We start from the raw sequence: 23,229 nt of genomic DNA on the forward strand, positions 1-23,229 counted from the left end.
AAACAATAATAACAAGGTGTAAATTTAATTACATTAGGAATTTACAATTAAATTCAGTTGGTTACCGTTGCTTCGTGATGCGTTAATTTTAAATTAATATGAGTTTACGAACAGTAAATATGGTGATTTTCTCATCTCAATATTTGAAAAAAGGAGGGAGTAAGAAATCAATAGAATTAAATAAAGCCTAGTGTTTTTGCTTTTTTCTATAAAAGTCACTGGATACCAGCTTTCGCTGGTATGACAAAGATTGGCACTTTCTAAATCGCTAGATCCCTAAAGCATAAAGCAAGTCAGTTTTTCAATATATCTCTGTTTATTCAGCCATTTCTTAACTGTAGCTTGATGAACTACAACATTTATTTGATGTATGGCGTGCATTACCTTTATAAAGATTTTATTCAGAACACAAGTTGGTTATTTCGGAGTTAAATCTATGGCTGGGGTCAAGATAGGTGCAAAAATACACATGATGAGGGAATACGCTCAAAGTCACCTGCCGACAAAATCAGTACAGGGGATGGACGGGAAAAAGAGTACGGAAGAGGCACATAATGTTAATTTTGTTACCGTGAAAGAAGGTAATGAAGAGTATGAAGTATTTTACCAAGAAGACAAAGATCCCATACACCTTGTCATCGAAGAAATAAGAGCTATTGTTGTTGAGCAAAAACTGTTTAGCCTCAAAAAAGAACCAACACAAGAGCAGGTTCTAAATAATTTATATGCTGTTAAAGTAAACATTTTGGGTTTTGGCATTGAACCGGATTGTGCAGTGGTAGCTCCAACTGCTGAGACATCATTAAAGTTCAAAAAAGAAGTGGTTGATCAACTTGAAGAAATTAAAAGTTTACTATCTTCTAAAGATATTAACCCGGAAATTAAAAAAGCCGCCTTAACGCAAATATTTACCGAAGTGACAAGCCAATCATTAAAACCAAGCCACCTTGCTAAAGCACTAACGAACCTTCGTTTGGCAAATACAAAATTAGGTCAAGCCGCACATGAAATCGCATATTGTCAATTAGAACATCAAGCTGATGAATTTTTGATCAGTCACCCATCGCATACAACGAATGCTAAATTTAACCGAAATTATTTGATTGATTCATGCGCTGAGAAATATGGATTTAAAATCAAATATAAACCTACTGAAAAAGCCTTAGCTTGGGCGCTTCAGTCTGAAGAGTGTCGTGCTGCGTTTGAATCACAAGTTGAGTCAGCATTAGCGCCAAGAATGCTGGTGCTAGAACTGGTGAAAATCAGTGTCGAAGAAGTAAAGTCTAAGTGTTCGATGAAAACTAAGGAAGATAAGGTTAGGTATCAGGTGGGCGCCTTCAAGTCACTGACCAAAACTGCGCTGTATACAGGGCTCAGCACTAGAGAGTTAAAAACATTGCTTGGAGGCTACTCCGAAGCTGAAATTTTCGAAAGCTTACACCATAAAATTGCCGAACACATAGCAAAAATTATCAAGCAACCTACAGAATTAGTCGATGTTGTAAAAACCGATAGTTGCACTCGCATTGTCAGTCTTTCGGACTTATTTTTTAGTCTAGAAGCCAATGACGACACTAAGCGATCTACACCAACAATTAGCTGCTTATCAAAAGTTGATTTAGCCTCGATACCAGCAAAACAAGCGATAGCCTTGATCCATCAGTTTATTAATCAAACAACTGATTTCGATGAGCTCAAGAGTTTTTGTTGCGCCTGTTTGTGGGATAAAAGTGGTAAATTTGCTGCATTTCTTGGAGCCGATCCAACCAGTGCTTCACATGAATTTTTAAAAGAAATCGTAAGACAAAGATTTAATGAAACAGTCATGCAAGCAGCAGTGATTGAATGGAGCAAACAGCAAACAGCGTTTTCTAAAGAATATGATCGAGTCTCTATTATGTGTCGGCTGCCAGAAGTTACCGCCTCTTTGTTGAAAGTCCACCCCAAATTGGGGGGGCTAGATATGAAAGATCCAAGGTTGGTCGAGCCCAGACTGCCTAAGTTCATCGAAGAGTCGTTTTTGCAAGAACATGCAACTGAGGATCTTTTGCAAACTTGGTTATATAAAGCCTATGAAAGAAATGATAGCAAGAGTATTGCTAGATTGTGCCGTTTTGGTGCTGATCCTAACCGCGCCGAGCCAGTAACAGGGACTTTTCCAATACAAGCGGTTTGTATGGGCGGTCATGTAGAGTTATTAAAAGAACTTCTGAAGATGGAAACGTGTGAGCTTGGGGTAGTGTTAGGCTCACAAGAAAATATACTACACCTAGCCTGCTACTGTGGGAATAGGGAAGTTGTGGGCATCTTGTTGAAAAATTTAGATCCAAGCATTATTAATGGGCAGGAACAGCACGGCAAGACAGCGTTGATGGTTACAGCTGAAAAAGGAGACATCGAACTTGTAAAACAATTGTTAGAATCGAAAAAGGTAGCGCAAAATGTCTATGATCGCGAGGGACGCTCGGTACAACATATCGCCTATGATAATGGGCATATCGAAATACTTAAAGCTTTGATCAAAGTATCAGATCTTGAAACGCTTGAACATTTAGATAATGTTTATAGATGGAGTATAGGCATGTATGCGATAGCTGATAGGCAATTTAACTTGTTAGGCTTAATTACTTCAAAAATACCGAAAGCAGACTGAATCAATAAGCAGATGAAAGTTGGCTCCCAGCTGCTTGTAGTTTCATGTTTAAAATTATAGCTGATCACCCATTAAGCCAGCCAAAGTTACTGTAGGTTAAATAACTCATTGAACAATATAGTAACTATATTGTCATACCAGCGTAGGCTGGTATCCAGTGGCTTTTCCAAAAAGAAAAACACTAGGGTCTGTTGATCTTTCGTGATTGTTTTGCAGCGATAAATTGGTTATTTTATGCAAGGCAGAGTTTGTGAGGTTTGGTTATTATCGACATACAAAACTGTCGTTACTTCGTTTCCAAATAAGAAAACGATAACGCAGCACCTTTTATTTAGAAAGAGCGACCAATTTACGCTCTCTCTTTTTTCGATGCTTTTGAGCATTCACTGTTCTGTGTTGTGACCAGCTCACTTAGATGGCTAAGCATCACCGCTCACGCCTTGAACAGATTAATGCTCAAATAGCACAAAATTTAATCCTGAAAGATCAACAGACCTTAGATTACCGATATACAAAATTGTCGTTACTTCGTTTCCAGCTTACCATGGAGTGACGGTAAAGTTAGAGCTTTGTTGGTACTCACGGAGTTATATGGCTTTCTGCAATTTTTCGATAATTTTATTGTCTAAAGCTAGGGCTTTGGCTACACCCAAACCATATTCTTTATCGGCTTTCATGCAGTGAAGCACATGCTTAGATTGAATCTCAATCGGTACGCCACTCATTGCACTTGCGGTATTGCTAAATAAGCGTTGCTGTTCGTCTTTTGTCATAATGCGGAATAAATTGCCCGGTTGCGTGAAGTGATCATCATCAACATGTGTCCAGTGATCAGCCGTACCAGAAAGCGCTAGAGGCGGCTCCGAAAAGTCAGGCTGTTCAGCCCATTCATTTTCATTATTAGGCTCATAACCAAGTGTGCCACCATGATTCCCATCAACACGCATTTGCCCATCCCGATGATAACTATGAACAGGACAACGAGGCGCGTTAACAGGAATAAGGTGATGATTAACCCCAAGACGGTATCGCTGGGCATCACCATAAGAAAATAACCGACCTTGCAACATTTTGTCAGGAGAAAAACTGATCCCGGGAACAATGCTGGCGGGATTAAATGCTGATTGTTCAACCTCGGCGAAGAAATTTTCAGGGTTCTTGTTGAGTTCCATTACCCCGACTTCTTGAAGAGGATAATCTTCATGAGGCCAAACTTTGGTGAGATCAAACGGATCATATTTTACTTTGTCGGCATCGGTTTCAGGCATAACTTGCACCAATAACGTCCAACGGGGAAAGTCCCCTTGTTCAATATGATCAAACAGATCTCGTTGATGGCTTTCGCGATCTTGGCCAATTAAAAGAGTGGCTTCTTCGTCGGTAAGGTTTTTGATCCCTTGCTGGCACTTAAAATGAAATTTAACCCAAAAACGATCATTTTTAGCATTGATGAGACTAAAAGTATGACTACCATAACCGTTCATATGCCGATAACTGGCAGGAATACCACGATCGCTCATGGTGATAGTGATCTGATGCAATGTTTCCGGTAATGATGTCCAAAAGTCCCAATTATTTTTAGCACTTCGAAGGTTGGTTTTTGGATCACGCTTAACAGCATGGTTGAGATCAGGAAACTTAATTGGATCCCGTAAAAAGAACACAGGCGTATTATTGCCTACCAAATCCCAATTACCTTGCTCGGTATAAAACTTTAAGGCAAATCCACGGATGTCTCGCTCGGCATCCGCGGCTCCCCGCTCACCCGCTACAGTAGTAAAACGTGCAAACATCTCGGTTTTTTTACCGACTTTGGAGAAAATCGCGGCTTTAGTGTATTGGCTAATGTCGTGGGTTACGGTGAAAGTACCATAAGCACCTGAGCCTTTAGCGTGCATTCGCCGCTCGGGGATCACCTCTCGATCAAAATGTGCCAGTTTTTCTAAAAACCATACATCTTGTAATAACTGTGGACCTTTTTGCCCTGCGGTTGCAACATGTTGATTATGAGCTACAGGGCAGCCCGAGGCTGTAGTCAGCTTTTTATCTGTCATAAGAGGATCTCCAATTAATACCTAAAGCGTGACGAGCGACGATTAAAAACGGATTGAGGGAACACGGATATAGGTAAGCAAAACTTAAAATACAAGTTAAGTATGGATGAAAAGAGTTCTAAGCCTAATATCTATTAGCAATAAACTAGATGAGTTTGATTAACTGTCCGCCGAGCGGATATAAGATTTCAATAACATAAAGAATGGAACTTAATGTTATTATCACTCTCTTATAATTAACAAAATGATAACTTAGATGAAAGGTTTTATGAAAAGGATATTCTTTGGATTTATGATGTTGGTGGTTTTTTCAGCTTCTGCAGCGTTAACTGAGCAGCAAGCTAAACAGCTGTATCAAGATAAAAACTATAATGAGTTAATTACACAAATCGACAATAATGCCAGCCAAAAAGTCGTAAAATATAAGGTGCACGCTTATGTGAAACAAAAAGAGTTTGAGCAAGCGGTCGACTTAATTGAATCACGGATTAAGGCTTTCGATGCAAACAATAAAGCTGGATTATCCAAAGAATGGTTGATGAAAGGCGATGTCCATGCGCAACAAGCGATGGACGCAAGTATTTTTACCGCATCAAGCTACGCAGAAGATTGCCTTAACGCTTATAAAACCGCACATAAATTACAACCTGATGATTTAGTTACTAATAAAAGTTTAATTGGTTTTTACATGGGCGCGCCGAGTTTTGTCGGTGGCGATACGGATAAAGCTTATGAATTAGCGCAGTTACTTGAAAAAAACTTTCCCTATGAAGGGGGCATGACCGTTTTTCATAGCCTTAAAAGCCTAGACGAGATAGAAAAAGCCGAGTCAAAGTTACAGGCATTATTGACGGACTATCCAAAAAATCATGAAATCGCACTGCAGGCCGTATACTTTTACCAGCAACAAGAATGGTTCGAAAAAAATCAGCAACTGTTGAATCAATCGATTACTTGGTTAAAACCTGAGGATGAAGAACAGCATCACGATTGGTTTCTGGTTCATTACTATCACGCTAAAAATAGTATTGAGTTAAAAACAGATCTTGATAAAGCCTTAGCCTCCATCAAAACCTTTCAACAAGGCCCTACAACACTCACTGAAGCTTTTGAACAATGGCCGGTTTTGCGGGAAGCGCAAATCTTGTTATTAATGGGTGAAAAACAGCAAGCGATTACACTCGCCAAACAAGCACGTTCAGCCAGTGAAGATAAAAAATTGCGTAAAAAGGCTAAACGGCTTATTAAAAAAGGTCGAATTTAAGCAGTGACTCATTGATCATCATAACACTGCAAGAGGGGGGGACATGAGCCTTTTGGGGTTTGTTTCCGAGCTCTAGACCACCGACATACAAAACTGTAGTTACTTCATTTCCAATCTTCTCTGGAGTAACGACAAAGTTAGCTGAGCTTTGTCGGTGATCATAAATGACTTAATCAAAATATGAGTGTCTGGGCGGTTCAAAATTCGTTTTTGATCCATCACCATGTAACACACTTATCTCTGTCGGTGCCCCTTTTTGATCAAGGCGTACAACACCGATACCGCTATTATTGACTAAGCGATCACTTCGGTGACCATCTGGCCTACGTCCTCGGATCAACATTTTTTTGCGTTTAGTGAACCAGTTTAACGGGGAGAAATAGCCAAAAAGCCAACCGTTTACTCGGTTAAAAAATGGCAATAATTTTTCAGGGAATTGGTTTTTAATGCCGCTACAACATATTTGATAAATATTAGGGCTGGAATCCCGGCCTCGTACATGAACGTCATAAGCAAACGAATAGTGTACATCCCCTGACAGAATTACAAACTCTTGCGGCGTTCGCCGATGTTGGAAAATATTGAGTAAGCCATTGGCAGAGCCCGGATGCGCCATCCAATTTTCAGCATCAACCAGCAACGAAGCACCCAATAAGGTAGCTGTACGCTGAATGGTTTCAATCAGCTTAACACCAAACATTGGAGCAGGAGAAACAATAATGACCTTAGACTGATCGATAAGCTCCGCCTGAAAGTCCATTAAGCCTTCCCAGTCTAATAAACCTGACGGTTTACCGAGGTTAGATTCACTTCGCCAACGGCGGGTACGGCTATCAATGACCACCACTTTCGGAGAGGTATTTAAACTATAGTGCCAGTCTTCGAATTTAAGCAAAGCTTGAATTAATTCATCCTGATGAGCCGAACTTTGAGTATCGAAAAACTGTTTTAACAACGGATTGATACTATGAGTAAATTTCTTTGGGGCATTACCAAGGCCTTGGAATAAGGCATAGCCAATCAAGGCGTTGCCGATAATGCGTTTGGCCATAGGATTTTCGTAAGCCGCTTGCTCCCATCTCGCGGTTAAGTTCCAATCATCTGTAACGTCGTGATCATCAAATATCATATAAGTCGGAATATGCGCCAATAAACGCCTGACTTGAGGAAGACCAGCTTTAAATTTAAGCAACTGTGTCCATTGATGCCGCCACAACTTTTGTTTAGCTGGTGGAAGATCGGGTAACTGCTTGGGAATATCAATTTGGTTCCATAACTCCGGTGACCAGTAAAGCAAATACAAGGCGATAACTTCACTGAGGCTGACTAAATGGTTTTCAGCCAGCAAAGAAGTAAAAATGGGTTTATTAGTATACCAGTGCCACAAGGCGGTTTTGGTTTTATGTTGTGTGTTGGGTAATACCTCATTAGCACGCCGATACAAACCAGTTGCCGAATAATCTAACTGGCTGCTATCAGTTATGCTTGCATTAGGCAGTGGTTCGCTGGGTAAGCCGAGGAGTTGAATGACTTGAGCAATGGCGAACAACATTGGGCCAGAGATGTCATCGACATATACCTGATCGCCACTCATCATCAATAATGCTGGTCGCTCTTGGGGGGTTAAGTGTTTGGCAAATTTCAGATCAGCGGCGACTAGCGCATCATCACTGCTATGATGGGCGTTACGACAAGAGCCATGAAGCAGATGATCCACTTCAGTTTTTACGACAAAGTTAGTGTGCTTGTTTTTTGGGTAACAAAGCCCTTGAATATCTTGAAACAGCGATTTACCTTCTTGATTGAATACTTGATACTCGATGATGCTTTCGACGTCCAACAAAGCAGGCTTGTTTAACTGAATTAAATATTGATGAGCGCGTTGACCTAAAGGAACATAGTGCAATTCACCGTCATTAAGCGCATGAGTATGACTTTGGTTATTTTGTGAAAGCGTTACAGAAAGCTCATGAATAGGAGTGCTGCTGACAAACCAGAGAGTGAAATTATCACAATCGCAATGGCGCAGAATAGGGCCGGATATGATGGAAGGTAATGTACTGGTAGCTGTTGATGTCATCGACCTGATCGCACTCATTGTTGTTAGTTCGGGGAATTTTTGTTTTCTATCATACCTGTGATGTAACTATGTGTTTTACACTTGCCAAAACCCGTTTTGAATGGAATCAAACGATACAATTGCACATTGGCTACGATGAGAGGTTTTCATGGGTGGCACTAAGACTTGGGCTCCTGAGTTTTCGGCCTCACTGACAGTGATTTTAATATCATCAACGAGATAATATGGACGTGTTGTTGGTTCTTCAGCGTCATGCATTGGCGTTCGAATGCCTAATGTGTCACCACTGTTGAGAGCGGCGGTTCGAGCTCCGCCGAGTTCAGCAATCGCTTCGCTAAATGATACCTGCAACGTTTCTGAGTAAGATGTACAAACTTGATCAACATTCGGAGTGATGATTTCTAAATAATTAACTTGAATGCTTTTTTTCATTAGATTTGCCTATAAATATAGATTTCATTTACTTGTTATACATCAAGTAACATTCATCTAACACCTAATTATCTTGGCGGTGGAGGAGAGGTGCTTCTTGTGCAGTTACAAAGCTAAGAAGTTTGGATAATTTATAGATTTTCCAATTAGCGCAAAAAAGCATATCTGATCTATCTTTTTTTGTTGTGTTATAAGATAAAATAATTTCAATGTTATCAATGTTTTTTTCTGATATGTTTATAAAAGAATAGTAATAATCACCAATGTAATTAATATCTTCTCTTACATCTAAATTAATCTCAAATTCGCCCTTTAGTCGAGCAGTAATACTGCTTAGGAATTCATCGCCTTTGTTAATTGGTGATAATATTTCAAAGGTTTTAAATTCTTGCTGTAAATTATCCTGTCCTTCGAATTCAACAGCGAAAGGTGAAAACTCTTGTGTTTCTTTATTACAAGCGAGTGTTTCTAAACTAAAACAGAGTAACAATGGTAAAAGTCTTCGCAGAATCTTCCTTGATACATAGCGCTAGCATAACAGGCTAAAAGTGATTGGATAAATTGAGGCGCGGAGTGGCTAATAGAAACCCGCTAACTACCTGATTATTATTGGTAGTTACCTTTATAACTGAACTTTATCTTTGACGACTGTGAAAACTCATTCTATAAAATCTTAAAGATATAATCGTAAGCAATAGTATGTTTTACAATGTAAAGCTTATGTTAACGTAACTTTTTGTCGCGGTGAAGCAAGTCATAAAGAGGCGTACTACATACTTTAAAGGGATATTTAGCTGAAAACCTCCTTTTAGTGTTGTTCGTTCTCCATAAAAGCAGAAGACCTTTAAACTGAGCGATGCGACATGGTGAGTTCCAAGATAGGAACTTTATAGTGAATCCTCTTTTTCTCTGGGGGAAGGAATCCAATGGGCTAATGAATCTAGAGAACTACTATCATACATTGGAACATTTCTGGGTTAACTATTTATGCAATTCGGCTCTTGATTAGAACAAGCAATTCTTGGCTTGATTTTATAGCAAGCTCAATATGTCTAGAGCTTTTAGAATGTTGAATAGCCGCAACGCTATTTTGAGTGTTTTTGTATTGACTTAAGAGGTAAGAACATGAAAAAAATATTGTTACTCCTTATTGCACTGTCTTTTTGTTCGAGTGCGGCGATGCACAAGGGCAAAGATATTGATAATCATACCTATACCTGTTCAGGGCAGGCGACAGGGATCTCAGGTCAAACCGGTGACTTAGAGGTGCTGCAAACGGTTAAAGTAGCTCAGTGTGTTTTTAAAGATAACTTGATGATCATTTCTTATCCATCTTCAGCAGGGTTCCCGACTTCTTCGACGTTAATTTCTATCAATGTAGACAATCCTATTTTTGGCGAAACGGGCACAGGGTTTGAAGAGTGGGAAGATATCGTTTGGATGATAAATGTAGACTTTGGTTCGGCTATAAACAATAACTTTAATCAATAATCGACATTCCTTAAAAGCCGAACCGTTTTTGAAATGAGTACCAGCTTAGGGTTCTAGCGATTTAAAAAGTACCAATCTTTGTCTTACCAGCGAAGGCTGGTATCCAGTGGCTTTTATAGAAAAAAGAGGACTGATCAAAACATAGGTCTTAAAGGTAACAAATCAAAGAGAGATCGCCAGCTCAACCTCAGTTGAACCGCTACCGTAAATCACACAAAGTTTGTGAGTGCTTAGTGGTGTAAATCCGAAGGTGGAAAATTCAGCATTGTTAGCCAGTCATCAACTTTTTTCCCTGTGATATTCTGATACGATGAAGTTCCTTTATGTTTCCCCCAGCGTCTTGAGCGAAGGTTGTACCAAGCTTTAAATAACTCGAGGAAACCTTGATTGACTCCTTTACGGACATAAAGGTAAGACCGTAGAGTGGCATTAAACCCTTCAATGGCACTTGATGCTCTGTGGCGAGTTTGATGCAACGCTTCCACTTGCAGCATAAGTTCGCTGGCACTCTTGCCTAAACGGAGTCGCAACCACTGATAACTGCCAACTAATTCTTTCTGATACCGCGCTATTTTCCAAGGTTTAGCTTTTCGTAATTGGCGCTTTCGTTCAGAGAAGCGACAAGCCACTTCAACGCATTCTTGAGGATAAAGTTCGCCAAGTTTCAGTAACTTTTCGTGAAGTGCTTGAGTTGCTAATGTCAGTCCTTTCAAACGATTTTTTATGTATCTAGCAGCGGTGATGCCATCTTTATGCTCAGTATTTTTTAAGCCATCAACAGCCTTCGTTAGCAAGGCTTCAGCCTGTTTTTTCGTCATGAGGCTACCCGTTTTCATGGAAATACTGGTCAAAGCTTGGTGGAGATGATTTCTGCTTTTCGTTCCACTTTCATATTGCTCAATCGCTTGCTCACATTTCGCTTGCACGCCTAATAAATCAACCATTGCCTGCTGCTTTTTCTCTGTATCGAATACATCTTTACGCAATCTTTTTTCCAAACTAGCCTCTTTATCAATGTAGTAGTACGCCCGACGTTCAACCTTTCTCAGCGCCTTACCTACGATATACAACGCATGGAAAGCATCATCACGTTGCTCTGCATGTTCAAAGCTCATGCTAACGCCTTTCGCTATTCCTTTTGCTCCATCTTTAACGACGTGCTGAGGTGATAATCCTTGTGATTTAGCTTCACCTAAAACTCGTGCCCAAGTTTCACCGTCACGCTTTTGTTCGTGAGAGAGTGAAAATAAATAACCACTTTCGAGATCTATCCCAGCAAGTACGGGGTCACCTTGGCTGAACATCTCATCGATGGCCACACTCTTTATGGCTGATAGCGACACTTTTTCGTTAAATAACTCAGCCTGCTCTTGAGCTTCAACGATAACGCCTTGAATGTAACCGTAACTGACTTTACAGCCTGGATAAATGAGTGGGATTTGTTCTTCAATTGCTCGAATAGAGTTAGGTGCTGTGATTGATAAAGCCACAATAGAACGGCGAAGATGTGGTACGTCAACATTTACAGATGTAATGACATCAGATTCGTCGTTGGTAGTAACAAGGCACTTTAGTGCCGATTGAGCCGCATATTTAGCGGAGTAAACGGCTTTACGAGAAACATTAAATTCATCAGAAAGAGAAGAAACTGCACCATGCACTTGGCAAGCGATAGTTTTTAAGAGAAGATCGAATTTGTCTGAGGAGTTAAGCGGTGTTCGGTCGAGTATCGGCATTTTATTTTGAGAATAGTTTTAGTCGGCTTATTATCTCAATAAATAACGTTTTTCTCCTCAGATTTTCTCATTTATTTGTTACCCGTATCTGATGGGTTCCGAAAAAAGCAAAGGCACTAGACTACCGACATACAAAACTGTCGTTATTTCGTTTCTTGCCTACGCTGGAGTGACGAGAACTCATCGGTATACTTTCTTTCGCCACTTTCCTTAGAGTCCTGAAAAGCTAATACTTCGCGAGAATCTTAGCCAACTCCCCATTTGATTTAAGTTGTTGAAGACCTAATTCAAATTTATGTGCCAATGTCAGCGAACGTTTTTTGTTTTTAGGTGACAAAGCAATATGTAAATCTTCACCGACGAGGCAACCGCCATTGTGAAATTTAAGTGGCACTTGATATTGATTGTAATTTTGTAACTGATGATTAAACACTCTGTTATCCGCTACAATGACATTGTTTTCGCTTGCTTGATAAAACGCAAAGCGTTGAATGGCGACATCTTTATCTTTTAGTTCAACAATTCGATTTTTATTGGTTCTACGTGTTTGAGCGATGTAATTATCTAAGATTTCACCGTAGGAAAAGCCTTCAACTGTGATCAAGTTTTTATCGTTAAGCGAAGTGGTATCTTTGTATCGCCATGACAAGGTTTGTGGTACAAAAAAACAAATGGTTGAGGTGGTGATGGCTGATTTTTGAAAAATAAAAAATGGTGCATCGCTGGTGAGAGCCGCGGCCAACCCATCGGCTTGTCCGGCTTCGACGGCATTAATGGCATCACGCCATTCCATACTTTTAAACTGGACATTGTCTTTGCCGAATACAGCATTAATGACTTCAACGGCAATGCCTGGTTTTTCTGAATGAGGCTCACAAGTGTAAGGACACCAGTCATCCACGACAAAAGTGATGGGTGATTGTGTCGCTTGCGCGTAACAACTCGAAAGAACAAGTAGTAGACCAACTATCATCTGAATTGTGGCATGCTTGGTCGTGCTAAAGCTTTTCATCATTTTTACCTATCAGAAGTGTTTCACTTACATCCAGTGTAGAACTTAACCTTAATGACTGCGATGTGTATGTAGAGTGAAATATTGAACTTTTTAGTTTTAAGTTATTCTAAAAACGAAATAAAAAATAGAAAACGGATTTTAGTTTGTATCTTAAAGGGGCTATTTATTCAGAAGATTGTGTCGTTGAGTGCACCGAAATTCACTCTAAACATCAAAGTAAAACATTTAAATATGATGGGGAACTAAAGGCGCTTAATGGGTTACGTAAATCTGATAAACTAGGATACGTTCCAGCCCAAAAGTTAATGCCAATAACATGCTTTTATCGTTGGATACTGGTGTTAGTTGTGCATCTCATTTTATTTATGCTGCTCATATTTAGTTGGAACGCATCGGATCGCGTATTTAAAATGGAAGCGATTCAAGTCATTGAACAACAGTCTCACTATCGTGCCTATGTATATCGGCGGCCTAAAATAGCGCTTGTGAAACCTATAGATACGCCTTCACAAGCGCCGTCAAAACCAGTACAAGTAAACGCTGAGGAAGTTGTAGAGCCTGTTGAGGTTACTATTGAACCAATAGAAGCACTTGCCGAAGTAGATGAAACAACACCAAAATCAATCGAAAGTCAGGAAGTAACTAAAGAGCCTACTCCTAAAGTTAAATTTGATGTGAAAAAAGCGACCGCTGCTTTTTTACAACAAAGATCGATGAGTCGACTGACAGAATTGTCAAAGCAGCAACGCCTCTCAGAGCATTACGGTTCAGCCAGTGTCATTACACCAGACATGAAACCTTTAATACTGATCAAAACTGAAACACTTGAAAAGCAATTATCCTTGGATAGTGAGTTAGATCCACAGCGTATCGAGCGTATCGGTAATACTTGTAGACGAGTGGTAAACATTGGAGATGTGATAGATCCTTATCGAACCACCATGGGACATCCAATGAAATGTGGCTATTCAGAGCAAGAGAAGGCGCTTCAGCAAGCATTATCGGAGCGGTTGAATAAATTTAAAAAATGAAGCTTAAACCTAAAAACATCAGTTGAACGCTGAGTATATGAGTAACTGTTTGAGTAAGACGATGATTTTATTATCATGTTTTTCACCCAATGAGTGAAATGCTCCACGCTCACAAGCTTGCTAAAATGGCTGCGATCTGCGTTGTAACTTTTGCAAGTAGAATAACTACTTGCTGCAAGCTACGCCTTAATATCAGCTATTTTTTCTACGCTTGAGAACGCAGTCAACTGATGGTTCTAGTTTAAAAGTTCTCGGTAGACAACTTTTTTAGCTTCATTTAATCATTTTACATTGTAGCGCTGAAAAACTTATCCACGATAGTATCGTTGAGTAACAAACGGCATTTTAGCGACTTGCATAGGCAGTCTTTTACCACGTACTTCAGCAAAAATATCAGTATCAAGTGCTGCGTAGGCTTTTTCAACATATCCCATGGCGATAGGGTGTCCAACGCTTGGCCCTGCTGTACCACTGGTTACTACACCGATTTTTTCGCCTTCAGCATTAAATAATTCAGCCCCTTCACGAACTGGCGCTTTGGCTAACCCTTTCATACCAATACGCTTACGGTTGACATCTTTGGTAACGATTTGGTTCAAAATAATATCAGCGCCCGGGAAACCGCCTTCACGTTCACCACCTAAACGGCGGTTTTTGCTGATCGCCCACAACAAGCTCGCTTCAACAGGTGTTGTGGTGGTGTCAATGTCATGACCATATAAACATAAACCTGATTCAAGACGCAAAGAATCGCGAGCGCCTAAACCAACCCATTCAACTTCTGATTCAGCCAGTAATAAACGAGTAATAGCTTCAGCTTGATCAGCAGGCATTGAGATTTCATAACCATCTTCGCCCGTATAACCAGCACGACCGATAATACAGTCTGCGCCGTTAATAGTGATGCGGCGGCTGTCCATGAACACCATGTCAGCAACTTCAGGCGCAAAACGAGCCATGACTTCAGCCGCTTTTGGGCCCTGAATGGCCAGTAGTGCACGATCCCAAACTTCAAGTTCAACACCTTCAACCAGATTTTTCTGCATGTGAGCAATGTCTTGTGCCTTACAAGCTGCATTCACGACAACAAATAAACCGTCATTAAGATTGCTGACCATTAAATCATCCATTAGGCCGCCTTGTTCATTCGTGAACAAGGCGTATTTTTGCTTACCTTCTGGTAAATCCATAATATCAACAGGTGTTAATGCTTCTAACATCTTGGCGGCATTGGCACCTTTTAAAAACACTTGTCCCATGTGGGACACGTCAAAAAGGCCTGCAGCTTCACGAGTGTGAAGGTGTTCTTTCTTCACACCTAATGGATATTGAACAGGCATATCGTAGCCTGCAAAAGGCACCATTTTAGCTTCTGCTTCAATATGAAGGCTATAAAGTGGGGTGTGCAGTAAATCGGATGACATAAGTTACTCCAAAGCCGCCCAAGGGCGGCTTTTATTAATGACAATGAACCTAAATAAATCGGTTGAACGCACAATTTAGCTTTAATCTATTGAAGTTAAATACAAAACTAAACAACCCTAGTTCACCCATCAGGTGAGTGCTGAACATTCATATACTTGCCAAAATCACCGCTAGCTGCGTTATAAATTTTGCAAGTAGAACCACTACTTGCTGCTATTCATGCCTTGCTATCAATAATTTTTTCTGCGTATATGAACGCTCCCAACCGATTTATTTAGGATGAACAATAAAAATTTAGTCGTCTACATTCACTGACTTACCAGCGAAGTAATCGCGAGTCAATTTGAAAACAACTGGGCTAAGTAGCGCAAGTGCAATTAGGTTAGGAATGGCCATCATTGCATTCATGGTATCAGCCAGTAACCAAATAAATTCAAGTGAACCTGCCGCACCAATTGGTACAACTAAAATCCACAAAATTCGGAAAGGCATAATCGCTTTTACACCGAAGAAATACTGAACGCATTTTTCACCGTAAAGGCTCCAACCTAAAATGGTTGTGAAAGCAAATACAGTAAGTGCAATAGCAACTAGATCATCACCGAAAGGAATTGCAGAACCAAAGGCTTTAGCGGTTAATGCTGCGCCAGTTTCACCAGAAGTCCATTCACCTGAAACCACAATCGCAAGGCCTGTAATAGTACAAACAATTAGAGTATCAATAAATGTACCTAGCATAGCGACTAAGCCTTGAGCTACAGGGTTGTGTGTTTGCGCTGAAGCGTGAGCAATCGGTGCACTACCAAGGCCGGCTTCGTTTGAGAAAACACCACGAGCTACACCAAAGTGGATAGCGGCCCAAACAGCTGCACCTGCGAAACCGCCTTGTGCTGCAGTACCTGTAAATGCAGAATTGAATATTAGCGATAACGCTGCAGGAATTTCAGTGATGTGGAAACCAAGTACAATGAAACCAGCCGTGATGTAAAAAATTGCCATCATAGGCACTAATTTACCAGCAACGTCAGCGATACGTTTAATTCCGCCCATTAATACCAAGCCAACAAGCACCATTAATACAAGACCAGTCACGATAGGCTCAATACCGAATGTCGACTCTAGTGCATTAGCTACCGAGTTAGCTTGTACCGTATTACCAATACCGAAACCAGCAATCGAACCAAACAGTGCGAATGCACCACCTAACCATGTCCATTTGCTGCTTAAGCCATTCTTGATGTAATACATTGGACCACCAATGTGTTCACCATTGGCATCCGTTTCACGGTATTTAATGGCGAGCACGGCTTCAGCATACTTAGTCGCCATACCGACAAGTGCTGTAAGCCACATCCAAAACAGAGCGCCAGGACCACCAAGGAAAATTGCAGTGGCGACACCAGCGATATTACCAGTACCAATTGTGGCAGAAAGGGATGTCATGAGTGCGTTAAACGGACTGATTTCCCCTTTAACGTCTTTGTCTTTATCTGGGATTCGTCCTTTCCAGAGTAATTTAAAGCCAGCTCCTAGTTTGAGAATTGGCATCAACCTCAACCCAAGCATTAGGAAAAAACCTACCCCCAAAATGAACAATAACATGGGCTTACCCCATACAATCCCGTTTATGTAGGATATAAAATTGCTTACCAGATCCATAGTAACCTCATTATCTTGTTATATTTATTGTGCAATGATACGACCGCTTATTTTTACTTTTAATTTTCCTGATAACGATTTTAAGTAGCATCTAGTGTGCATTTATACCTTTACAGCAATCATTTCAGGAGCGTAGTAAGGAAACTGCTCTCTTATTAATAGTTTCACCGATGAGGCTTAACTTATTCTTTTATCAAGGTAATGTCGAACAACAATCCCCTCTCACACGGATTAATTTATCTTTCGACGAAACGCTTGTAAAATTTTTGTAATTAATTCAAAAAAGATGAACTGTTAACAAGAGAACAGAAGTTTCCTATCGGAAACAAAGTAGAGCAAATAAATATAAATTCAACCTTTTTTTAACAATAAAAGGTAAAAAAAACAATATTGGGATGGGATATCGAAAGGTAGCAAATTGAAATGTGAGTGAATTTTAACCTGAAAATAAAACGTTAGAATTTTTTGATATTAGCATGAAGCAGTATGGTCTAATGTACCATTGGAGCAAGTTTAACCTTTGTAATTCAGTTAATTAAACTTGCTCATGTAATTGGGTTTTATTAAATGCTAAGGCTTAAGCTGTGGTTATCCATAGAATTAATGCATCTTCGTCGCTGGTCGAAATCACTAAGTGACCCATATTGGCATCATAATAGGCACTATCGCCTGTCGATAATTTTCGTGGTTTGTAAAATTCGGTTAAAAGTTGAATTTCACCTTCTAATACGATCAAAAACTCTTCACCATCATGGCGCACCCATTCACCAAAATCATCAAAAGAGCGCGCATGAACACGGCTCTTGTAGGGCATCATCTTTTTACCACTTAATTGAACAGCCAATAATTCGTGTTCGTAGGTGGTTGTTAAGTGTGATTGACCTTGATGGTTTTCTGTTATGTCTCGACGCCCTGTAGTGAGCGGTTTCTTAGGCGCGACAAATAATTGTGGGATCTCAATACCTAGACCACTTGCTAGCTTTTGCAGAATAGTAAACGTAGGAGAAATTTGCTCGTTTTCTATTTTCGAAAGAGTCGATTTGGCTACACCTGTTTTTTTGCTGGCATCCTCAAGGGTCAAATTGTGTTCGGTGCGCAGGCTTTTTAACACTCGCCCAATAGCAACAGGTGATTCGGCTGAAAGGTTTTCAGTTTGCTCAGCAACGGCCACTGACGGGTAAATATCTGTAATTCCATTATTTTTCATGTGGCAGTTACTTTATTTTTTAGTGTGTTTGCTCAATTGTTGCATATTTTAATGTGTAGCCAAACAGTTATAAAGGTGAATCAATATTTATTTTGAGCTGTTTCACAATCATTTTGGTGGAAAATGTTTCCTATTGGAAAAATTATTGTTGATTGGTTGTTTTTTACCTGATATGTTTTGCCGTTGTAAATACTAGAAATACAAAAAACAACAAATTTTAAACATTTTTGCACCCGAATTTTTCTAAGTGTCGCTCATTTTCGATGCTTAGTTTGAAGTACAAAAGCGCTTGGCCCCGATGCAATCTAGGCGCGCTACATGAAATGAGGATTTATCATGGAAAAGGTTTCAGCAGAAGATTATGGTAGCCGTGAATTGGAAAGCTTTTTCTCTGCAGATTTAGCAGCGGTTGATGGCGCCGTTCAAGAAACTATTTCGTTAGAAGCGAAACGACAAGAACAACAAATCGAGTTGATAGCTTCTGAAAACATTGTCTCTAAAGCCGTTATGCAAGCACAGGGTTCATTGTTAACCAACAAATACGCAGAAGGCTATCCAGGGCGCCGTTACTACGGTGGCTGTGAGCATGTAGATGTGGTTGAACAGTTAGCTCAAGATCGTGCAAAACAATTATTTGATGCTGAATTCGTCAATGTACAGCCGCATTCAGGTGCGCAAGCGAATGGCGCAGTAAAACTGGCATTACTGCAACCCGGTGACACCATTTTAGGGATGTCATTGGATGCAGGCGGGCACTTAACCCATGGTGCACGTCCGGCACAATCAGGCAAATGGTTTAAAGCCGTGCAGTATGGTGTAAAACAAGATGACTTAAGCATTGATTACGAGCAAGTAGAAGCCCTCGCAAAAGAGCATCAACCAAAGCTGATAATTGCAGGTGGCTCAGCCATACCAAGAACTATTGATTTTGCACGTTTTCGCGCTATTGCCGATGAAGTTGGTGCTTATCTTATGGTTGATATGGCTCACATCGCCGGTTTGATAGCTACGGGCCATCATGCAAACCCTCTACCACATGCTCATGTGGTAACAACAACGACGCATAAAACCCTTCGCGGTCCTCGTGGCGGCATGATTTTGACCAATCATGCAGACATCTCAAAGAAGATAAACTCTGCTGTTTTCCCAGGGCTTCAGGGTGGACCTTTAATGCATGTTATTGCTGCGAAAGCCGTGGCTTTTGGTGAAGCGCTTGAGCCAGGTTTTGAGGCTTACATCTCCCGAGTACTTGAAAACGCAACACTCTTAGCAAAAACCCTTCAAAAACGTGGCTGTGACATTGTTACCGATGGAACAGATACGCACTTAATGTTGGTTGACTTACGACCTAAGGGTTTGAAAGGCAACACAACAGAAGAAAGTCTAGAGCGTGCAGGCATCACTTGTAATAAGAACGGTATTCCTTTTGATAGTGAAAAGCCAATGGTGACATCAGGTATTCGTCTTGGTACGCCAGCAGGGACCACTCGTGGTTTTGGCCCAGAAGAATTTATTCAAATCGGTAATTGGATTGGTGATGTGCTCGACGGTTTGGCTGACGTTGCACAAGGCCGTACAGCAGACAATAGCGCAGTAGAGCAACGTGTGCTTGAGCAAGTACAAACGTTATGCGCCGCATTCCCTCTTTACCGTTAAACCATTTTTAGGAAGTAGATTATGAGTTCAGTAGCAGCAACATATAAATTCGCCTCAAGTCACGAGTGGGTAAAAGACAATGGCGACGGCACAGTAACATTGGGTATCTCCGATCACGCACAAAGTTTATTAGGCGACGTGGTGTTTGTTGAATTGCCTGAAGTCGGTGATGAGATCACAGCAAGCGAAGGCTATTCACTGGTTGAATCAGTAAAAGCCGCTTCAGACGTTTATGCACCAGTAACCGGTGAAGTAGTTGAAGTCAATGAAGAGCTTGAAGACAGTCCAGAATTAGTCAATGAATCTCCTTTTGAAGACGGATGGATTGCGAAAGTGAAATTAGCTGATGCAACAGAACTTACTAAGTTGATGGACGAAACCAGCTATCTAGCAAGCCTAGATAGCGAGTAGTTTGATTTAAAAATTAATAATCTCGATCGCATCAGGTGGTAAATGAAATCGAAGTTGAATTTGAAATAACCTTGGATTCGCTTCGGTCTACCTATCAGATCAAACGATTTAATTGAAAAACAATAAGACTGATAGCCCCTGAGAAGTTGTGTTACGGAGTGGTATATGAGCAGTACAGATTTACGCAAAGAATTATCGACAAGCAATGAATTTATTGCACGTCATATTGGCCCAAGTGAGCAAGGTAGGCAGCAAATGCTGAATACTTTAAAACTAAGCTCAGTTGCACAGCTGATATCCCAAACCGTCCCAGATAACATTCGCTTACCAGAGCCGATGAATTTAGCATCGCCAAAAAGTGAACAGCAAATGTTGCAAGAGCTGAAAGCCATTGCTAATAAAAACAAAGTGAATAACAGTTTTATTGGTCAAGGCTACTATGACACATTTGTGCCAAATGTTATTTTGCGTAATGTCTTAGAAAATCCTGGTTGGTATACCGCTTACACGCCTTATCAGCCTGAAATCGCTCAGGGTCGCCTCGAAGCATTATTGAATTACCAGCAAATGATCATTGATTTGACTGGTATGGAATTAGCCAACGCCTCATTGCTGGATGAAGCAACGGCGGCAGCTGAAGCCATGAGTTTTTGCCGTCGTGCAGGGCGAAGCAAATCAAACTTATTTTTTGTGGCGGACGATGTTCACCCACAAACATTAAATGTACTTCAAACTCGCGCCCATTATTTTCATTTTGAGCTCGTTGTTGCACCAGTGGCACAGCTTAATGAACACGAAGTATTTGGTGCGCTTCTGCAATACCCTGGCAGCAGCGGTAAGGTACAAGATTTATCGGAAATTATTGCTGCGGCACAGAAAACCAAAGCGGTTGTGGCTGTAGCCTCTGATTTACTTGCCTTAACGTTATTGAAGTCACCAGGAGAAATGGGCGCAGACATCGCTATCGGAAGTGCGCAACGTTTTGGTGTGCCAATGGGGTACGGTGGCCCACATGCCGCGTTCATGGCGACGAGCAATAAACAAAAGCGTAATATTCCTGGGCGAATTATTGGTGTATCAAAAGACACTCGTGATCAACCAGCACTGCGTATGGCAATGCAAACCCGTGAACAGCATATCCGCCGTGAAAAAGCCAATTCAAACATATGTACCGCTCAAGCCTTGCTTGCCAACATGGCAGCGTTTTATGCCGTATTTCACGGCCCTCAAGGGCTGAAAAAGATTGCACGCCGAGTGCATCATTTTGCCAGTGTATTTGCCGAGGGCATTAAGCAATCTGGTTTTGCACTCGCCCACGGCCAGTTTTTCGATACAGTAACAGTAGAAACTGGACGTGAAACCGGGCGAATTTATCAAGCCGCGCTTGATAAAGACATGAATCTACGATTGCACGCCAAACAATTGGGTGTGAGTTTCGACGAAACTCACACTGAAAGTGATGTTGAGCAACTTTGGCAAGCCTTTGGCGTGCAACTGAATTTTTCAGATGTTGTATTGCCACATGAATTACAAGCGATACCGGATTCATGCATCAGAACCAGTGAATATCTGACCCATCCTGTGTTCAACAGCCATCACAGTGAAACGCAAATGCTGCGTTATTTGAAAAGCTTAGAGAATAAAGACTTTTCATTAACTCACGGTATGATTCCATTAGGATCTTGTACCATGAAGCTCAATGCTACAGCGCAAATGTTGCCGGTGACTTGGCCTGAATTTGGTCAAATTCACCCATTTGCACCAGAAGATCAATGTGTTGGTTATGATGAACTGGCCGTAAGCCTAAATTCAATGCTTAAAGTCGTCACTGGTTATGATGATTTTTCATTGCAACCGAACTCAGGGGCGCAAGGTGAATATGCCGGTTTGATTGCCATTCAGCGTTATCATGAAAGTCGCGGTGAAGGGCACAGAAATATTTGCCTGATCCCGACATCCGCTCACGGTACTAATCCGGCCAGTGCCGCGATGGTATCGATGAATGTGGTACTCGTTGAATGTGATGTTGAAGGTAACGTTGATCTTGAGGATTTAGACGAGAAAGTAGCCGCACATGCCAATAACTTATCCTGCATTATGATCACTTACCCATCGACACACGGTGTGTATGAAGCTGGCATTCGTCACATTTGCGACAAAGTACACTCCGTTGGTGGTCAAGTTTATCTGGATGGCGCCAACATGAACGCTCAAGTTGGTATTACCTCTCCCGGTTTTATTGGCTCTGACGTATCACACCTTAATTTACATAAAACCTTCTGCATTCCTCATGGTGGTGGTGGTCCAGGTATGGGGCCGATTGGTGTTAAGTCTCATCTTGCACCTTTCTTACCTGGCAGCTTTGAAAGCAACACGAGGGGAGCTGTATCCGCTACCGCTATGGGGTCTGCTTCTATCTTACCGATTTCATGGGCGTACATCGCTTTGATGGGAGCAGAAGGACTGACCGAAGCGACAGAAGTCGCTATTTTGAACGCTAACTACATCATGGAACGCCTTGCTCCTCACTATCCAGTATTGTTCCGCGGGAATGAAGGTCGAGTGGCCCATGAGTGCATCATTGATTTACGACCATTAAAAGAATCGTCAGGGATCAGTGAAGAAGACGTAGCCAAGCGTTTAATGGATTACGGTTTCCACGCGCCAACCATGTCATTCCCAGTAGCGGGAACCTTGATGATTGAGCCAACGGAAAGTGAATCTAAAGAAGAGTTAGATCGTTTCATCGATGCCATGATCGCTATTCGTGGCGAGATAGCCAAAGTTGAAGCGGGCACTTGGTCACTCGAAAATAATCCGTTGGTTAACGCACCGCATACTATGGCCGATTTGAGCAGCGACGAGTGGGAAAGACCTTATACACGCCAAAGAGCGTGTTTCCCAACTGAGCATACTCGGGTCAATAAATTCTGGCCGACGACCAATCGTGTGGACAATGTATATGGCGATCGCAACTTAATTTGCTCTTGCCCAAGTATTGAAAGCTACCGTTAAAACGGTGGCTTTCTTGCGTCTTTGTTTTGCTGTCATAGGCGCTTGATTTACCGAGGAGAGGGTTCTCGGTGATTGTTGGATAACATCCACAACTTATGGA

Annotated in this window: 16 protein-coding genes; 7 read left to right on the top strand and 9 right to left on the bottom strand. The window is 41.1% G+C overall.

Going from position 1 to position 23,229, the window contains the following annotated elements:
* Nucleotides 1-370: 370 nt before the first annotated feature.
* Nucleotides 371-2,653, top strand: a complete 2,283-nt coding sequence (locus tag E2I05_RS01025; RefSeq protein WP_121854585.1) for an ankyrin repeat domain-containing protein — start codon at nt 371-373, stop codon at nt 2,651-2,653.
* Nucleotides 2,654-3,240: 587 nt separating this feature from the next.
* On the opposite strand, the gene E2I05_RS01030 is transcribed toward E2I05_RS01025, so the two are convergent.
* Complete coding sequence (locus E2I05_RS01030) at nt 3,241-4,707, bottom strand: catalase (RefSeq protein ID WP_121854584.1); 1,467 nt, start codon at nt 4,705-4,707, stop codon at nt 3,241-3,243.
* Between the two features lie 256 nt (nt 4,708-4,963).
* On the opposite strand from E2I05_RS01030, the gene E2I05_RS01035 reads away from it, so the two are divergent.
* A complete protein-coding gene (locus E2I05_RS01035) occupies nt 4,964-5,971 on the top strand; it encodes a hypothetical protein (protein WP_145964459.1) in 1,008 nt (335 codons plus the stop codon).
* Nucleotides 5,972-6,140: 169 nt separating this feature from the next.
* Here E2I05_RS01035 and E2I05_RS01040 read toward each other — a convergent pair whose 3' ends face one another.
* The 3 genes from E2I05_RS01040 to E2I05_RS01050 all read right to left on the bottom strand — a co-directional run bounded on the left by E2I05_RS01040 (nt 6,141) and on the right by E2I05_RS01050 (nt 8,973).
* Nucleotides 6,141-8,051: an alkaline phosphatase D family protein gene (locus tag E2I05_RS01040; protein WP_121854582.1), complete on the bottom strand. Its 1,911-nt coding sequence runs from the start codon at nt 8,049-8,051 to the stop codon at nt 6,141-6,143.
* Nucleotides 8,052-8,126: 75 nt separating this feature from the next.
* The gene (locus E2I05_RS01045) at nt 8,127-8,483 is read right to left on the bottom strand and encodes a VOC family protein (protein ID WP_121854581.1); all 357 of its coding nucleotides are present in this window, start codon (nt 8,481-8,483) and stop codon (nt 8,127-8,129) included.
* Nucleotides 8,484-8,547: 64 nt separating this feature from the next.
* A complete protein-coding gene (locus E2I05_RS01050; RefSeq protein ID WP_121854580.1) occupies nt 8,548-8,973 on the bottom strand; it encodes a hypothetical protein in 426 nt (141 codons plus the stop codon).
* Nucleotides 8,974-9,608: 635 nt separating this feature from the next.
* Here E2I05_RS01050 and E2I05_RS01055 point away from each other — a divergent pair.
* A complete protein-coding gene (locus E2I05_RS01055; RefSeq protein WP_121854579.1) occupies nt 9,609-9,974 on the top strand; it encodes a hypothetical protein in 366 nt (121 codons plus the stop codon).
* Between the two features lie 230 nt (nt 9,975-10,204).
* Here E2I05_RS01055 and E2I05_RS01060 read toward each other — a convergent pair whose 3' ends face one another.
* Together E2I05_RS01060 and E2I05_RS01065 are read right to left on the bottom strand one after the other, a co-directional pair.
* On the bottom strand, nt 10,205-11,710 hold the full coding sequence (locus tag E2I05_RS01060; protein WP_133309425.1) for a transposase: 1,506 nt from the start codon (nt 11,708-11,710) through the stop codon (nt 10,205-10,207).
* A gap of 226 nt (nt 11,711-11,936) precedes the next feature.
* Nucleotides 11,937-12,725 (bottom strand): substrate-binding periplasmic protein, encoded by a 789-nt coding sequence (locus tag E2I05_RS01065; RefSeq protein ID WP_121853876.1) that lies wholly within the window; start codon nt 12,723-12,725, stop codon nt 11,937-11,939.
* Between the two features lie 143 nt (nt 12,726-12,868).
* On the opposite strand from E2I05_RS01065, the gene E2I05_RS01070 reads away from it, so the two are divergent.
* Complete coding sequence (locus E2I05_RS01070; protein WP_121853877.1) at nt 12,869-13,756, top strand: hypothetical protein; 888 nt, start codon at nt 12,869-12,871, stop codon at nt 13,754-13,756.
* 308 nt (nt 13,757-14,064) lie between these two features.
* Here the strand turns inward: E2I05_RS01070 and gcvT are convergent, their stop codons facing one another.
* The 3 genes from gcvT to E2I05_RS01085 all read right to left on the bottom strand — a co-directional run bounded on the left by gcvT (nt 14,065) and on the right by E2I05_RS01085 (nt 18,047).
* Entirely contained in the window at nt 14,065-15,180 is a 1,116-nt protein-coding gene (gene gcvT, locus E2I05_RS01075) for a glycine cleavage system aminomethyltransferase GcvT (protein ID WP_121853878.1), read from the bottom strand.
* A 295-nt stretch (nt 15,181-15,475) separates the two neighbouring features.
* Nucleotides 15,476-16,840 (bottom strand): alanine/glycine:cation symporter family protein, encoded by a 1,365-nt coding sequence (locus tag E2I05_RS01080; protein WP_121853879.1) that lies wholly within the window; start codon nt 16,838-16,840, stop codon nt 15,476-15,478.
* A gap of 577 nt (nt 16,841-17,417) precedes the next feature.
* The gene (locus tag E2I05_RS01085) at nt 17,418-18,047 is read right to left on the bottom strand and encodes a helix-turn-helix domain-containing protein (RefSeq protein ID WP_121853880.1); all 630 of its coding nucleotides are present in this window, start codon (nt 18,045-18,047) and stop codon (nt 17,418-17,420) included.
* 336 nt (nt 18,048-18,383) lie between these two features.
* Between E2I05_RS01085 and E2I05_RS01090 the strand changes: the two genes are divergently transcribed.
* From E2I05_RS01090 to gcvP, 3 genes are all read left to right on the top strand, one after another.
* Nucleotides 18,384-19,703, top strand: a complete 1,320-nt coding sequence (locus E2I05_RS01090) for a serine hydroxymethyltransferase (protein ID WP_121853881.1) — start codon at nt 18,384-18,386, stop codon at nt 19,701-19,703.
* Between the two features lie 21 nt (nt 19,704-19,724).
* Entirely contained in the window at nt 19,725-20,114 is a 390-nt protein-coding gene (gene gcvH / locus E2I05_RS01095) for a glycine cleavage system protein GcvH (RefSeq protein WP_121853882.1), read from the top strand.
* Between the two features lie 165 nt (nt 20,115-20,279).
* Entirely contained in the window at nt 20,280-23,129 is a 2,850-nt protein-coding gene (gcvP, locus tag E2I05_RS01100; protein WP_121853883.1) for an aminomethyl-transferring glycine dehydrogenase, read from the top strand.
* Nucleotides 23,130-23,229: the final 100 nt, after the last annotated feature.

Source organism: Parashewanella spongiae (assembly GCF_004358345.1).
GTDB classification, from domain to species: Bacteria; Pseudomonadota; Gammaproteobacteria; order Enterobacterales; family Shewanellaceae; genus Parashewanella; species Parashewanella spongiae.

Bases quoted from the DNA above. Each gene is read 5' to 3' on its own strand.
- E2I05_RS01065 (WP_121853876.1), bottom strand. From the start codon at position 12,725: ATGATGAAAAGCTTTAGCACGACCAAGCATGCCACAATTCAGATGATA.
- gcvH (WP_121853882.1), top strand. From the start codon at position 19,725: ATGAGTTCAGTAGCAGCAACATATAAATTCGCCTCAAGTCACGAGTGG.
- E2I05_RS01080 (WP_121853879.1), bottom strand. From the start codon at position 16,840: ATGGATCTGGTAAGCAATTTTATATCCTACATAAACGGGATTGTATGG.
- E2I05_RS01090 (WP_121853881.1), top strand. From the start codon at position 18,384: ATGGAAAAGGTTTCAGCAGAAGATTATGGTAGCCGTGAATTGGAAAGC.
- E2I05_RS01055 (WP_121854579.1), top strand. From the start codon at position 9,609: ATGAAAAAAATATTGTTACTCCTTATTGCACTGTCTTTTTGTTCGAGT.
- E2I05_RS01030 (WP_121854584.1), bottom strand. From the start codon at position 4,707: ATGACAGATAAAAAGCTGACTACAGCCTCGGGCTGCCCTGTAGCTCAT.
- gcvP (WP_121853883.1), top strand. From the start codon at position 20,280: ATGAGCAGTACAGATTTACGCAAAGAATTATCGACAAGCAATGAATTT.
- E2I05_RS01085 (WP_121853880.1), bottom strand. From the start codon at position 18,047: ATGAAAAATAATGGAATTACAGATATTTACCCGTCAGTGGCCGTTGCT.
- E2I05_RS01025 (WP_121854585.1), top strand. From the start codon at position 371: ATGGCGTGCATTACCTTTATAAAGATTTTATTCAGAACACAAGTTGGT.
- gcvT (WP_121853878.1), bottom strand. From the start codon at position 15,180: ATGTCATCCGATTTACTGCACACCCCACTTTATAGCCTTCATATTGAA.
- E2I05_RS01040 (WP_121854582.1), bottom strand. From the start codon at position 8,051: ATGACATCAACAGCTACCAGTACATTACCTTCCATCATATCCGGCCCT.
- E2I05_RS01060 (WP_133309425.1), bottom strand. From the start codon at position 11,710: ATGCCGATACTCGACCGAACACCGCTTAACTCCTCAGACAAATTCGAT.
- E2I05_RS01045 (WP_121854581.1), bottom strand. From the start codon at position 8,483: ATGAAAAAAAGCATTCAAGTTAATTATTTAGAAATCATCACTCCGAAT.
- E2I05_RS01035 (WP_145964459.1), top strand. From the start codon at position 4,964: ATGAAAGGTTTTATGAAAAGGATATTCTTTGGATTTATGATGTTGGTG.